Origin of the sequence: Streptomyces sp. NPDC006294 (genome assembly GCF_042870895.1) — a bacterium.
In the GTDB taxonomy this organism is placed as follows: domain Bacteria; phylum Actinomycetota; class Actinomycetes; order Streptomycetales; family Streptomycetaceae; genus Streptomyces.
Map to the genome: position 1 here is coordinate 467,753 of NZ_JBIAHV010000002.1, position 13,202 is coordinate 480,954.

The following is a 13,202-nucleotide window of genomic DNA, read 5'->3' on the forward strand; positions in this document are numbered from 1 at the left end:
GGTAAGGAGCGCACCGCGGACCTGCCCCTCCACACGGCTCCTGTCGAGGTCAGGGCCATCAGGGCCGGGCCGCGGCGAGCCGGTCTTCGAGCCGGCCCAGCAGCTCGGCGAGATCGGCGCCGAGGCGGGTACGGGTCTCCCCGCCGAGGCCGGACAGGACGGCGCTCTCGTAGGCGAGCTGCTCGGGCAGCAGCCGGTCGAAGAGGACACGGCCGTCGTCGGTGAGCCGTACGTGGGCGACGCGGCGGTCGCGCTCGTCGCCGCGCCGGTCGACGAGCCCCCGGTCCTGGAGGGCCCGCAGCCGCTTGGTGACGGCCGCCCCGGAGGAGAACGTCTCACGGGCGAGCTCGCCGGGGGTCAGTTCGCGGGCGGTGCGGCGGACGGCGCCGAGCAGCTCGAACTCGGCCCGAGACAGTCCCGCCGAGCGCAGCGGCGCGTCCTCCGCCTGTCGCAGCAGCGCGGCGCAGCGGTTGATGCGGCCGATCACTTCCATCGGTGCGGTGTCCAGCGCGGGATCGACCGCCTGCCACTGCCTTACCACCGAGGCGACGCTGTCGTCCGTCACACCGCTCCCTTCTTCAGGGCGGGGTCCGGGCCGGGTCCGGGCGGCCCGCGCCGGTCTGCTGTGTCGCTGCGAGCGTACGGTGTGCCGTCCGCCCGGTTGCGGGCACCCGCTCGTAGCCGCATCCACGCCGTGCGGCCGTGCCCCGGACGCACGGGCGCCGCACCGGTGGGTCACTTGTCGCCGCGCGGTTCCACCAGCCCCGACCGTCCGCGTGGCGTGAGCGGCTGGCAAGCGCCCTCAGGCGGGCCGGCGTGGTCTGAGGCGCATCAGGGTCAGGTAGAGGACCAGCGACGTGGCGAGGCCCACCGCCCAGCCGTAGTCCGCGAGGGGGCGCAGGAAGGGGATCAGGCCGTCCTCGGGGAACGGACCCTTGCCCGGGGCCGAGTGGGAGCCGCCGACCGCGAGGACGCCGCCGGCCACGAAGGCGGCGACGGCGCGCAGGTTCCAGCCGGCGGTGTACCAGTAGGGGCCGCCGGGTGTGTAGAGGGCGGTGAGGTCCAGGACGGTGCGGCGCAGCAGCCAGTAGTCGGCGATGAGGATGCCGGCGACCGTGCCGAGCAGCCCGCCGACCAGGCCGAGCCAGGTGAAGATGTACAGCTCGGGCGTCTCGGTCAGCTTCCACGGCATGATCACCACTCCGACGACGCCGGTGATCAGCGCGCCGGTGCGGAAGTTGATGAACTTGGGCGCCAGGTTCGCCAGGTCGTATGCGGGCGACACGACGTTCGCCGCGATGTTCACCGAGATCGTCGCGATCAGCACCGTCACCAGGGCGAAGAGCAGCCCGAAGACGTTGTCGGTCTTGGCGGCGAGCGCGACCGGGTCCCACACCGCCGCGCCGTACACCGCCTGGGAGCCGGAGGTGACGAACACGGACAGGAGCGCGAACAGGGTCATGGTGGTCGGCAGACCGAGCGTCTGGCCCCAGACCTGGGCCCGTTGGCCGGCGCCGAAGCGGGTGAAGTCGGGGATGTTCAGCGACAGGGTGGCCCAGAAGGCGATCATGCCCATCAGGGACGGGAAGAAGACCGGCCAGAAGTCCGCGCCCCAGCCCAGTTTCGACGGCTGGTCGAGCAGCGGCCCGAGGCCGCCCGCCTTGGCCGTGACCCACCACAGCAGCACCAGCGCGCCGACGATGACGAACGGCGCGGCCCAGTTCTCGAAGCGGCGCAGCGCCTCCATGCCCCGGTAGATGATGGCGAGTTCGAGCGCCCAGAAGAGGAGGAAGCAGACCCACAGCGTCCACGGCTGGCCGCCGATCCTCGACGCCTCCGCCCAGCCGCCGAAGATCTTGCCGAGCAGGACGAAGATGCCCTGGCCGCCGATCCAGGTCTGGATGCCGAACCAGGCGCAGGCGACCCCGGCGCGGATCATCGCGGGCAGGTTGGCGCCGCGCAGTCCGAAGGAGGCGCGGGCGAGGACGGGGAAGGGGATGCCGTACTTGGGGCCCGCGTGTCCGGTCAGCAGCATCGGCAGCAGCACGATGACGTTGGCCAGGGCGATGGTGAACACGGCCTGTTTCCAGTCCATGCCGAGCGCGACGAGCCCGGAGGCGAGGAGCCAGGAGGGGATGTTGTGGGCCATGCCGACCCACAGGGCGGCGAAGTTGTACGTGGTCCAGCGGCGGCGGGCGACCGGCACGGGCAGCAGGTCGTCGTTGACGAACCGGTTGCCGGTGAAGTCGGTGCCGGGCGGGAGCTCGACGCGTCCCGCCGGGTCGGATATGGGGCCGCCGGAGGACACCGGCGGCACGGGCGGAACGGTCGCGGTCATGGGCGTGACCCTTCGCAGGCGGGACCGGTCAGCGGCTGAGTGCCGGGATGATCTCCGCGCCGTACGCGTCGATCGTCGTTTCCTTCGCGTCGTGCATGTTGTAGACGGCGAACTGGTCGACGCCCACGTCGCGCAGGGCCTGGAGCTTCGCGATGTGGGCCTCGGGGGGACCGAGCAGGCAGAACCGGTCGACGATCTCGTCGGGGACGAAGTCGGTGGACGGGTTCCCGGCGCGGCCGTGGTGGCTGTAGTCGTAGCCGTGCCGTTCCTTGATGTACGCGGTCAGCGCCTCCGGGACCATGTCGGAGTGCTCGCCGTAACGCGAGACGAGGTCCGCGACGTGGTTGCCGACCATGCCGCCGAACCAGCGGCACTGTTCGCGGGCGTGCGCGAGGTCGTCGCCGACGTACGCGGGGGCCGCGACGCAGACCGTGACGGAGGCCGGGTCGCGACCCGCGTCGGCGGCCGCCTGCCGCACGGCCTTGACCATCCACTCCGTCAGATACAGGTCCGCGAGCTGGAGGATGAACCCGTCGGCCTTCTGCCCGGCGAGGGCGAGCGCCTTCGGCCCGTACGCCGCCATCCAGACGGGCAGGTTTCCGTTCCGCACCCACGGGATGCGCAGGGGCTGCCCGTCGACCTCGGCCTCGCGGCCCTCCGCGAGGTCGCGGATCGCGCCGATCGCCTCGCCCAGCCGGGCGAGGGTGTTGGGCCTGCGGCCGGCGACGCGCATGGCCGAGTCGCCGCGGCCGATGCCGCAGACGGTGCGGTTGCCGTACATGTCGTTGAGCGTCGCGAAGGTGGAGGCGGTGACCTCCCAGGTCCGGGTGCCCGGGTTGGTGACCATCGGTCCGACGATCAGCTTCTCGGTGTGTTCGAGGATGCGGCTGTAGATGACGAACGGCTCCTGCCACAGCACCGCGGAGTCGAAGGTCCAGCCGTAGCGGAAGCCGTTGCGTTCCGCGCGCCGCATCAGCCCGACGACCGCCGATGCGGGCGGGTCGGTCTGCAGGACGAGTCCGAAGTCCACGGCGTGGCCTCCCTAGTGGTCGAGGTACTGGCAGGTGGAGCGGGGGGTGTAGACGCCGTGGCCGGCACGGCCGGTGAACTCCCGGTTGTCGATGACCACTTCGCCGCGCGACAGAACGGTCTCCACCCGGCCGGTGACCCGGCGCCCCTCGTACGCCGAGTAGTCGACGTTCATGTGGTGGCTCTCCACGGAGAGGGTCTGTTCGGCGTGCGGGTCGTAGACGACGATGTCGGCGTCGGCGCCGGGGGCGATGGTGCCCTTCTTCGGGTAGAGGCCGAACATCCTGGCCGGGGTGGCGCAGGCGATCTCGATCCAGCGGCGGCGGGTGATGTGGCCGTCGACGACGGCCTGGTGGAGGAGGTCCATCCGGTTCTCCACGCCCGGCAGCCCGTTGGGGATCTTGGAGAAGTCGCCCCGGCCGAGCTCTTTCTGGCTCGTGAAGCAGAACGGGCAGTGGTCGGTGGAGACGACCTGGAGGTCGTTGGTGCGCAGCCCGCGCCACAGGGCCGCCTGGTGCTCGCGCGGCCGCAGCGGGGTGGAGCACACGTACTTGGCGCCCTCGAAGTCCGGCTCGGCAAGGTTGTCGGTCGACAGGAAGAGGTACTGCGGACAGGTTTCGCCGAAGACGGGCAGGCCTTTGTCGCGGGCGGCCGCCAGCTCCGCCACGGCCTCCTCCGCGGAGACGTGCACCACGTACAGCGGGGCGCCGGCGACGCGGGCGAGCTGGATCGCCCGGTGGGTGGCCTCGGCCTCCAGCAGCACCTTGCGGACCTCGCCGTGGTGGCGCGGGTCGGTGCGGCCCTCGGCGAGCGCCTGCTCGACGAGTACGTCGATGGCGATGCCGTTCTCCGCGTGCATCATGATCAGGCCGCCGTTGCGGGCGGACTTCTGCATGGCGCGCAGGATCTGGCCGTCGTCGCTGTAGAACACACCGGGATAGGCCATGAAGAGCTTGAAGGAGGTGATGCCCTCCTCGACCAGCAGGTCCATCTCCTTGAGCGACTGCTCGTTGACGTCGGAGAGGATCATGTGGAAGGCGTAGTCGATGGCGCAGTTGCCGTCGGCCTTGGCGTACCAGGCGTCCAGTCCCTCGCGCAGCGCCCGGCCCCTGGACTGGACGGCGAAGTCGACGATGGTGGTGGTGCCGCCCCAGGCGGCGGCCCGGGTGCCGGTCTCGAAGGTGTCGGAGGCGAACGTCCCGCCGAACGGCAGCTCCATGTGGGTGTGCGCGTCGACGCCGCCCGGGATGACGTACTTGTTGGCCGCGTCGATCGTCCGGGCGGCCGTCCAGCCCTCCGAGACCGGCGAGTTGTGGGAAGCGATCGCGGCGATCCGGCCGTCCTCGACCAGTACGTCGGCGTGCATCTCGTCGGCGGCGGTGACGACCAGACCGCCACGGATCAGGGTGCGGGTGCTCATGGTCTCCTCGCGGTGCGACTAGAGGCTGTGCAGGGCTTGTTCGAGGATGAGAGCGCCTTGCTCGGCCTCCGCGACGGTCAGTGACAGCGGTGGGGCGACGCGCAGGACGCTGGTGCTGTGGCCGCCGCCCTTGCCGATCAGCAGCCCGCCCTCCCGGGCGGCCTCCAGAACGGCCGCGGCGGCCTGCGGGTCCGCCTCGTCGGTGCCGGGTCTGACCAGCTCGATGCCGATCATCAGCCCGCGGCCCCGTACCTCGCGCACGGCCGGCACGCTCGCGGCGACGGACCGCAGCCGCTCGATCAGCAGACCGCCGACCCGGCGGGCGTTGCCCTGGAGGTCGTGCTCCAGCAGGTACGAGAGGTTGGCGACGCCGGCGGCCATGGTGACCGGGCTGCCGCCGAAGGTGGAGATGGAGTTGGCGTCGAGGCAGTTCATGATCCCGGCGCGGGCGACGACACCGCCCACCGACATGCCGTTGCCGATGCCCTTGGCGAAGGTCAGGATGTCCGGCGGGCCGTTCCCGTCGTGCGCCTGCCAGCCCCAGAAGTGGTCGCCGGTGCGCCCCCAGCCGGTCTGCACCTCGTCGGAGATCCACAGGATGCCGTGCCGGTCGAGGACCTCGCGGAACGCCGCGTACAGCCCGTCGGGCGGCGAGGTGAACCCGCCGACGCCCTGCACCGGCTCCGCGATCAGCGCGGCCACGTCGTGGGTGTGGCCGAGCAGGTCCTCGAGGTCGGCGACGCACGCCTCGATGAACTGCGCGTCGGAGAGATGCGCGAAGGGGCCGCGGGAGCGGACGCCGCCGTGCACGTACAGCGTCTGGAGGGGCGAGAGGCTGGTCGGCGACCAGGCGTGGTTGCCGGTGACCGACACCGCGGAGAACGACCGGCCGTGGTAGCTGTTGCGCATCGCCAGGATCTGGTTGGACCGGCGGTGGCCGGTGGCCAGCAGCAGGGCCGTGTCGTTGGCCTCCGTGCCCGAGGTGGTGAAGAAGACCCGGGCGTCGGGGATGCCCGACAGCGCCGCGATCCGCTCCGCGAGCTCCACCATGGGGCGGTTGAGGTAGAGGGTGGAGGAGTGGATGACGCGCCCGGCCTGTTCGCTGACCGCCTTGGTGACCTCGGGCAGGGCGTGCGCGGTCATCGTGGTCAGAATGCCGCCGAAGAAGTCGAGGTAGCGGTTGCCGTCCGCGTCCCAGACGTGGCGGCCCTCGCCGTGCGTGATCTCGATCGGCCGCTTGTAGTAGAGCGACACCCAGTCGGGGATGACTGCCCTGTGCCGCTCGTACAGGTCGGTCACGGCTGCACCAGTCCCTCGTAAGCGTCGGGGCGGCGGTCGCGGTAGAACGCCCACTGCTGGCGGACGGTCTCGATCAGGTCGAAGTCGAGGTCGCGGACGACCAGTTCCTCCTCCTTGTCGCTGGCGACGTCGCCCACGAACTGGCCACGCGGGTCGACGAAGTAGCTGGTGCCGTAGAAGTCGTTGTCGCCGTACTCCTCGATGCCGACGCGGTTGATCGCGGCGACGAAGTACTCGTTGGCGACTGCGGCGGCGGGCTGCTCCAGCTGCCAGAGGTGGGACGACAGGCCGCGGTGGGTGGCGGACGGGTTGTAGACCAACTGGGCTCCCTGGAGGCCGAGCTGGCGCCAGCCCTCGGGGAAGTGGCGGTCGTAGCAGATGTAGACCCCGACCCTGCCGACGGCCGTGTCGAAGACAGGCCAGCCGGCGTTGCCGGGCCTGAAGTAGTACTTCTCCCAGAAGCCCTTGACCTGCGGGATGTGGTGCTTGCGGTACTTGCCCAGATAGCTGCCGTCGGCGTCGATCACGGCGGCGGTGTTGTAGTAGAAGCCCGCGCCCTCGACCTCGAAGACGGGGACCACGATCACCATGCCGGTCTCCCGGGCGAGTTGCCGCATCCGCCGGACCGTCGGGCCGTCCGGGACCGGCTCCGCCCAGCGGTAGTGCTCGGGCTCCTGGACCTGGCAGAAGTACGGAGCGTTGAACACCTCCTGGAAGCCGATGACCTTGGCGCCCTGCCGGGCCGCTTCGCGGGCGTGTTCCTCGTGTTTGGCGATCATGGATTCGGTGTCGCCGGTCCAGGTGGCCTGGACGAGCGCGGCGCGTACGACAGTGGCCATGAGCTGCTCCTTCGACGGGACGCCAGAGAGCCTCTACGCACGTAGACGCGGGTACGTAGGAGGAGAACGTAAGCCGCGTCACACACGGGGGCAAGACCATCGTCGTGAACCCGCTGAGTCGATCTTGTTTCGCACCCGAGCGGTCGACAACGGACAGACTCAGCTGTGGATGTGTCCTGCCACGCGCAGCGCGTGGACGACGTCCCGCTGCCGCGCCGGGGACGCGGTACGGGCCGCGTCGAGCAGCAGCGGCACCAGACGGGCGGGGTCGCCCGCGGCCACGGCGGCGGTGTCCGCGGGGGCGCGGACCTGCACGAACGCGGCGAGGAGCGAGTGGGCGCGGTGGGGCGTGCCGTCGGCCTCGAGGGTGAGGGCGGCGTCCGCGATCTCGTCGGCGGAACGGTGTACGCCCTGGCGCAGGAGCTGCCGGCCGTCGTCGCCCCGGCCGGCGGCGACGAGCGCGTCCGCGGCGGCCGCGAGCCGTAGGGCCGGCTGCGACGCCGCCTCCCAGAGGAGGGTGGCCCAGTCGGCCGCGAGCCCGGAGCGGTGCAGTGCGTCGGCGAGCGCGGGCAGCCAGGCGGTGGGGCGGGCGGCGGCCTCGCAGATCAGGGCGTGCGCCTCGCCGCCGCGGCCCATCGCGCGGAGCCGGCCGAGGGCCGCGACGGTCTCTCTCGCGGCCCGCGCGGCGTCCGCGTCGGGCGGGGGGTGCGGCTCGTCCACGGGGCCGGGGGCGGCGGCGCCGCCGTAGCGGGCTCCACGGGGCGCGTTCCCCGCGGCCCCCGCGACCGGCAGCACGGGCACGGCGACGGCGTCCTCCCCACCGCCCTCGGCCCCGGCGAACCGGGCGCCGCCGCGGGGGCGCTTCTTGCTCTTGCGGCTGGGCGCGGGCCGGCTGTCGCGCTCGCCGGCCGGGTCTCCCCCACCCCGCCCCTTCCCGAACCCCTGCGGGGCGGGGCCGTCCCCGCCGTACGCCTCGGCTTCGCCGGGCCCGGGGCGCGACCCCGCGTGCTGGGCGGGGCCCCGGCTCCGGCCGTGGCCGGGAAGCCTGCCGCCCTGCGGAGCCGGGGCCGAAGCTTCGGGCCGGTCATGGGCAGGAGCCCACCCAGCGTGCGCGGCCGGGGCCGGGCCCGGGGACCCGGCGTCGTCGTCGGGAGTCCACCCGGCGTGGGCGGCCACGGTCGGCGCGGGCCCCAGGGCTCGGCCCTGGCCGGCAGGCGACCCAACGGGGCCCGGGCTTGCGAGGTCCTCAGGGGCCCACCCGGCCTGCCGGGCCGCCGCCGTGGCTTGCTCCGGGCTTCCGACGTCGTCGGGACGCCGCCCGTCGGGTGGGGTCTCCGTCTGGGCGGGGCGGCCCAGCGGGTGGTCAGGGCGGGCCCGGTCAGAGGGCGGGGGGTGGGCCAGGGACGTCGCGCGGGATTCCAGTTCGGACTGGCGGCGGACCGCACGGCTGTGGTCGTCGCGGGTCCAGGCGAGCTCGTTGACGAGGCGGGGCTCGTCCGGGGCAGCGGCCAGGTGGCGCAGCAGTTCCTCGACGCGGGCCTGCGCGCGCAGGCGCTCGTGGCGCATGAGTTCGGCGCGTTCCTCCAGCGTTTCCCGGCCACCGGGCAGCCGGTCGTGCGCGGCGGCCGCCGCGGCGTACAGGGCGGCCGCCCGGCGGAACTCCGCCGCGTCCGCGCCCGGCAGGTCCTGAAGCAGGGACTCGACCACGTCCCAGGGCGGGATCTCGGCCCCCTGGCAGCACGCCCGCAAACCGTCCGGGTCGCGCTGCGCGAAGATCTCGTACCAGCCGCCGTCCGGGGCCGGCCGCGCCAGCAGCTCGCTGAAGTACCGGGCGAACGCCCTGACGTCCGCCGGGAGTTGGTTCACCGTCATAGACCGCCTGCCACCGCCCGTCACAGAACGGGACCCTCCGCTCCGAGGGCACCGCAGGCATTCGACCGCAGGCGTGTTACGGGACGGCTACCGTGCCGTTTTCAGAACGTGACCGCGATGCCGGTGTGCGGACGCTTGCCGAGGCGCGCGACGGTCGCCGGCCAGTCGACGGCCCGGAACTGCCAGGTGTACTTACGAGCCAGCAGCTTGCGCACCGCGACGGTTCCGGCGGCGTCGAGCAGCCGGGCGGTGCCCTCCGCGGTCGGCGCGCCCTCCTCGACGTTGCCGCGCGCGTCGCAGACGGTGACGACGACCCGGCTGTCGTTGCGCAGGCGCTTGACCTTCCACGAGTCGGTCCGGGTCCACACGAACAACTCGCCGCCGTCGACGGCGAACCACACGGGCGTGGCGACCCCGGTCCCGTTCTTGCGGAAGGTGGTGACGCTGACGTACTTGGCGCTGGCGAACTTCTCGGCACTCACGCCCGCGAGACTACGCCGGGCCGGCCGGCCTCACGCCACCGCCTCCACCGGGCCCCGCTCCTCCGCCGGCGCGCAGCGGACGACGAGCTCGTCCATGGACAGGCCGATCGCCGCGGCCAGCGCGGCGACCGTGAAGAAGGCCGGCGTCGGGGCCCGGCCCGTCTCGATCTTGCGGAGGGTCTCCGCGGAGAGCCCGGCGGCCGCGGCGACCTCGACCATGCTGCGGTCCCCTCGCGCCTCGCGCAGCAGCCGGCCGAGCCGCTCGCCGCGTTCGCGCTCTTCGGGGGTGAGAGGGGTGCGGACCATACCGGCATTCTAATGCCGGTACGGAAATACCGGCAGTACCGTGGCCGGCGGCCCGCCGATCCTCAGCGCCCCTCGGCCCCCTCGGCCCTCTTCGCACCGGCCAGGAAGCGCCGTACCAGCTCCTCGCCCAGCTCCACCGCCGACGCGTGGCTCTCGATCGGCGACACCTTCGAGTCCTTGAAGACGATGTACGTGACCCCCGAGGGCACTCCGCCGGTCGCCGGGTCCGGGTCGATCCCGAGCGCCTGCGCGGCCGCGTACGACGCCTCTCCGATGATCCCGCTCGGCCCGGTGTCGCCGACCACCCCGTACACCATCCTGCCCTCGTGGATCATCACGGCGGCCGAACCGCCGCGGATGCCCGACGACCGGTAGTCCCAGATCCCGCTGGGGACCGGCACGACGACGAACGGCAGCCGCTCGGCGTTCAGATATCGGCCGTCGGACCCCGTGAAGGCAGTGGTCGACTGGTACGAGGGGTCGGCGTCGCGGTTGCACCGCGCGGTGCGCCGGCCGTCGCAGTCGATGTCCATGTCCGCCTTCCAGAAGACGGCTCCGCCGTGCTCGCAGACCGGAATGTCCGCGAGCCGGCCCCGGTCGGTGGCGTATCCGCCGTTCGAGACCTGGTCGCACCGGCCCAACGCGGCGAGCAGCGCCGCCGCGTCCGTCGGCGCCTCCGGTGCGGCGAGGCGCCGGCTGCCGGGGGCGGGCGGCGGCGGGACCGCCCCGGGCTGCGCGGCCGCGGGCAGTGCCGCCGCCGAGAGCAGCGCGGAGCCGGCAGCCAGGGTGAGAGCGGTGTTCCGAAAGCGCACGGGGGAGCCTTTCTGTCGAAAGGCTCCCTACCCCTGCGCTTCCGTACCCCCTCGCCCGCACGGCCGGACGGGTTACCCGCCTCCCGGCCGTCCAGGGCCGCCCGGGTCAGCGGCCGGGGCGTACCACCATCGCCGAACCGCCGCCGCGCCGCTGCTTCTCGGCAGCCGCGAGCCATCGGCCGTCGGGCAGCCGCTGGACGGCGGTGGCCGCGCCGATCTCCCCGGAGAGCCGGAACTCGTGCCCGGTCGCCTCGAGCCGTGCCCGCAACGGGCTGTTCCACAGGCCCGGTTCGAGCTGGGTCGTCGTCTGGTTGCGCTGGCTGGCGCGCGGCGCCGCGATGGCGTCCACCAGGGGCAGCCCCCGGTCCAGATGCCCGGTCAGCGTCTGGAGCACGGTGGTGATGATGGTCGCGCCGCCCGGCGAGCCGAGCGCCAGTACGGGGCGGCCGTGGTGGTCGAGCACGATCGTCGGCGCCATCGAGGAACGCGGCCGCTTGCCGGGGCCCGGCAGATTCGGGTCGTGGACCGCGGGGTCGGCGGGCGCGAAGGAGAAGTCGGTCAGCTCGTTGTTGAGCAGGAATCCGCGCCCGGGCACGGTGATGCCGCTGCCGCCGGTCTGCTCGATGGTCAGGGTGTAGGCGACGACGTTGCCCCACTTGTCGGCGGTCGTCAGATGGGTGGTGTTCTCCCCCTCGTACGTTGTCGGCGCGGCCCGACCGGAGGTCCCGCAGCGCTCTGGCCGGTTCGGGTCGCCCGGCGCGAGCGGGCTGGTGAGCACGGCGTCGTCCTTGATCAGGCACTCGCGCGAGTCGGCGAACCGCTGCGACAGCAGGCCCCATGTCGGCACGTCCTCAAACGCCGGGTCGCCGACCCACCGTCCGCGGTCCGCGAAGGCGATCCGGCTGGCCTCGATGAACCGGTGCAGATACCGCTCCTGCGAGGCGTTCGAGAGGTCGGTGCGCTCGAGGATGTTGAGCGCCTCGCCGACGGTCGTGCCGCCGGAGGAGGACGGCGGCATTCCGTACACGTTCAGGCCGCGGTACGAGACCTTGGACGGGGTGCGCCGCACCGTCTCGTAGGCCCGGAGGTCACCCTCCGTCAGGTCGCCGGGGCGTACGTTCCGCGTGGCGTCCCCGGCGACGGGCGGGGTGCGCACGGTGCGGACGATGTCCCGGGCGAGGTCGCCCTCGTAGAGCGCGTCCGTGCCGTTGCGGGCCAGTTCCCGGTAGGTGCGGGCCAGGTCGGGGTTCTTGATGACGGAGCCGACGACCGGGAGCCGCCCGCCGGGCAGGAACAGCTCCGCGGAGGCCGGGAAGTCGCGGAACCGCTCCTCGTTGGCGGCGGTCTGCGCCCGGAAGGTGGCGTCGACGGTGAAGCCCTGCCGGGCCAGCCGCTGGGCCGGCTTCAGCAGTTCGGCGAGCGGCCGGCTGCCCCAGGAGTCGAGCGCCGCGTCCCAGGTGGCGGGGGTGCCGGGGGTGCCGACGCCGAGTCCGCTGGTCACGGCCTCGGCGAACGGAACCGGTTCGCCGTCCTCGAGGAAGAGCGAGGCGTCGGCGGAGCGGGGCGCGGTCTCCCGGCCGTCGATGGTGTGCACGGCGCGGGTCCCGGCGTCGTAGTGGACGAAGTAGCCGCCCCCGCCGATGCCCGCGGAGTACGGCTCCGTCACGCCGAGCGCCGCGGCGGTCGCCACGGCCGCGTCCACCGCGTTGCCTCCCTTGCGCAGCACCTCGATGCCCGCCGCGGACGCGTCCGCGTCGACGCTCGCGACCGCGCCGCCGTGGCCGACGGCGACCGGCGTCTTGGCGGGCGGCGCCGGCGGCGCGGCGGTGCGGGGCGTGGGCGGGGCCGCGTGGAGCGTGGGCGGGGCGGCCACGCCGATCGATACGACGGCCGCGGCAAGGGCCACGACCGTCATGTTCCGTGCGGCGGAGCGACGCATTCGTACCTCCAGTCAGCCGGTGTCGGCGCAGCGTAACCGTCCGGCGGCGCCGCCGACAGCACCGGCACGAACCGGACTCGAACAACCTTGCACCGCACCGATAGCATGCGCGCCCATGACTGACGACGTACGCAACATCGTGCTCGGCATAGTGGCAGCGGGAATCAGTGCGGCGATCGGCTGGCTCGCCCGCACCTATCTCTGGCGCCGCCGGCTGCGGCGCAAGCAGGCGTTCTTCGGGCTGCCGGGGAACTCGGAGTCGCTCCTCGTCGTCAACCGGGAGGCCGGGCGGGACGGTTCCGTGCACCGTTTCGACGTGTTCGCGCTCATCGAACTGTCCGCGCTGATCAAGGCCTGCGGGGCGAACGCGCAGATCGTCTGGCACGACGTCGCGCAGCAGGGCTTCGGCGAGCGCACCGAGTTCTGTGTGGGCGGACCGGTCTCGAACCGCCGGATGGCCGCTCATCTGCTGAGCATGCTCCCCGGCGTGAAGATGAACACGGACCCCGAACCGGGCCCGGACCAGGGCGCGTTCCAGATCGGTTCGGAGCGCTATCGCATGGAGCCGGGCATGGCGGAGTACGTGCTGCTGGCGCGGCTGACCGCCGGCCAGGAGGCCCGGCCGGTGTTCCTGTTCTGCGGGCAGCGCGCGATCACCAACCAGGCGGCCACCCGTTATCTGGCCCGGCACCACGAGAAGCTGGCCCGCAAGCACGGCAACGGTACCTTCTGCCTGCTGCTGAAGGTGGTCAACTCGGCGGCGTACGGCCCCGATGTGGTCGAGCTGGTGGCCGACGTGACGCGGCAGGCGCAGACGGCGGTCCCGGCGGCGCGCGCCTCGCACCGGGCGGCGACCTGACCCGCCG

The 13,202-nt window shown here is 72.9% G+C and carries 12 protein-coding genes; 1 reads left to right on the plus strand and 11 read right to left on the minus strand.

Annotated features, from left to right (window positions below; all coding sequences use genetic code 11):
• Positions 1 to 58: 58 nt before the first annotated feature.
• From ACFYOP_RS05130 to ggt, 11 genes are all read right to left on the minus strand, one after another.
• The gene (locus ACFYOP_RS05130; RefSeq protein ID WP_356890358.1) at positions 59 to 565 is read right to left on the minus strand and encodes a MarR family transcriptional regulator; all 507 of its coding nucleotides are present in this window, start codon (positions 563 to 565) and stop codon (positions 59 to 61) included.
• Between the two features lie 237 nt (positions 566 to 802).
• Entirely contained in the window at positions 803 to 2,338 is a 1,536-nt protein-coding gene (locus ACFYOP_RS05135; protein WP_356890356.1) for an NCS1 family nucleobase:cation symporter-1, read from the minus strand.
• Between the two features lie 28 nt (positions 2,339 to 2,366).
• Positions 2,367 to 3,368: a TIGR03842 family LLM class F420-dependent oxidoreductase gene (locus tag ACFYOP_RS05140; RefSeq protein WP_356890354.1), complete on the minus strand. Its 1,002-nt coding sequence runs from the start codon at positions 3,366 to 3,368 to the stop codon at positions 2,367 to 2,369.
• A gap of 12 nt (positions 3,369 to 3,380) precedes the next feature.
• On the minus strand, positions 3,381 to 4,787 hold the full coding sequence (gene hydA / locus ACFYOP_RS05145; RefSeq protein ID WP_356890352.1) for a dihydropyrimidinase: 1,407 nt from the start codon (positions 4,785 to 4,787) through the stop codon (positions 3,381 to 3,383).
• 18 nt (positions 4,788 to 4,805) lie between these two features.
• Entirely contained in the window at positions 4,806 to 6,086 is a 1,281-nt protein-coding gene (locus ACFYOP_RS05150) for an aspartate aminotransferase family protein (protein WP_356890350.1), read from the minus strand.
• The gene (locus ACFYOP_RS05155; RefSeq protein ID WP_356890348.1) at positions 6,083 to 6,925 is read right to left on the minus strand and encodes a nitrilase-related carbon-nitrogen hydrolase; all 843 of its coding nucleotides are present in this window, start codon (positions 6,923 to 6,925) and stop codon (positions 6,083 to 6,085) included. The genes ACFYOP_RS05150 and ACFYOP_RS05155 overlap by 4 nt, the downstream gene beginning before the upstream one ends.
• A gap of 159 nt (positions 6,926 to 7,084) precedes the next feature.
• Positions 7,085 to 8,797 carry a hypothetical protein gene (locus ACFYOP_RS05160; RefSeq protein WP_356890346.1) on the minus strand — a complete coding sequence of 571 codons (1,713 nt, stop codon included), beginning with the start codon at positions 8,795 to 8,797 and terminating at the stop codon, positions 7,085 to 7,087.
• A 101-nt stretch (positions 8,798 to 8,898) separates the two neighbouring features.
• Positions 8,899 to 9,279 (minus strand): PPOX class F420-dependent oxidoreductase, encoded by a 381-nt coding sequence (locus ACFYOP_RS05165; protein WP_356890344.1) that lies wholly within the window; start codon positions 9,277 to 9,279, stop codon positions 8,899 to 8,901.
• 30 nt (positions 9,280 to 9,309) lie between these two features.
• Entirely contained in the window at positions 9,310 to 9,585 is a 276-nt protein-coding gene (locus ACFYOP_RS05170) for a helix-turn-helix transcriptional regulator (RefSeq protein WP_356890342.1), read from the minus strand.
• Between the two features lie 62 nt (positions 9,586 to 9,647).
• Positions 9,648 to 10,397, minus strand: coding sequence for a glycoside hydrolase family 75 protein (locus tag ACFYOP_RS05175; protein ID WP_356890340.1), 750 nt, complete (start codon positions 10,395 to 10,397; stop codon positions 9,648 to 9,650).
• A 106-nt stretch (positions 10,398 to 10,503) separates the two neighbouring features.
• A complete protein-coding gene (ggt, locus tag ACFYOP_RS05180) occupies positions 10,504 to 12,336 on the minus strand; it encodes a gamma-glutamyltransferase (protein WP_356890338.1) in 1,833 nt (610 codons plus the stop codon).
• 115 nt (positions 12,337 to 12,451) lie between these two features.
• Between ggt and ACFYOP_RS05185 the strand changes: the two genes are divergently transcribed.
• The gene (locus ACFYOP_RS05185) at positions 12,452 to 13,195 is read left to right on the plus strand and encodes a hypothetical protein (protein ID WP_356890336.1); all 744 of its coding nucleotides are present in this window, start codon (positions 12,452 to 12,454) and stop codon (positions 13,193 to 13,195) included.
• The last annotated feature ends 7 nt before the right edge of the window (positions 13,196 to 13,202 follow it).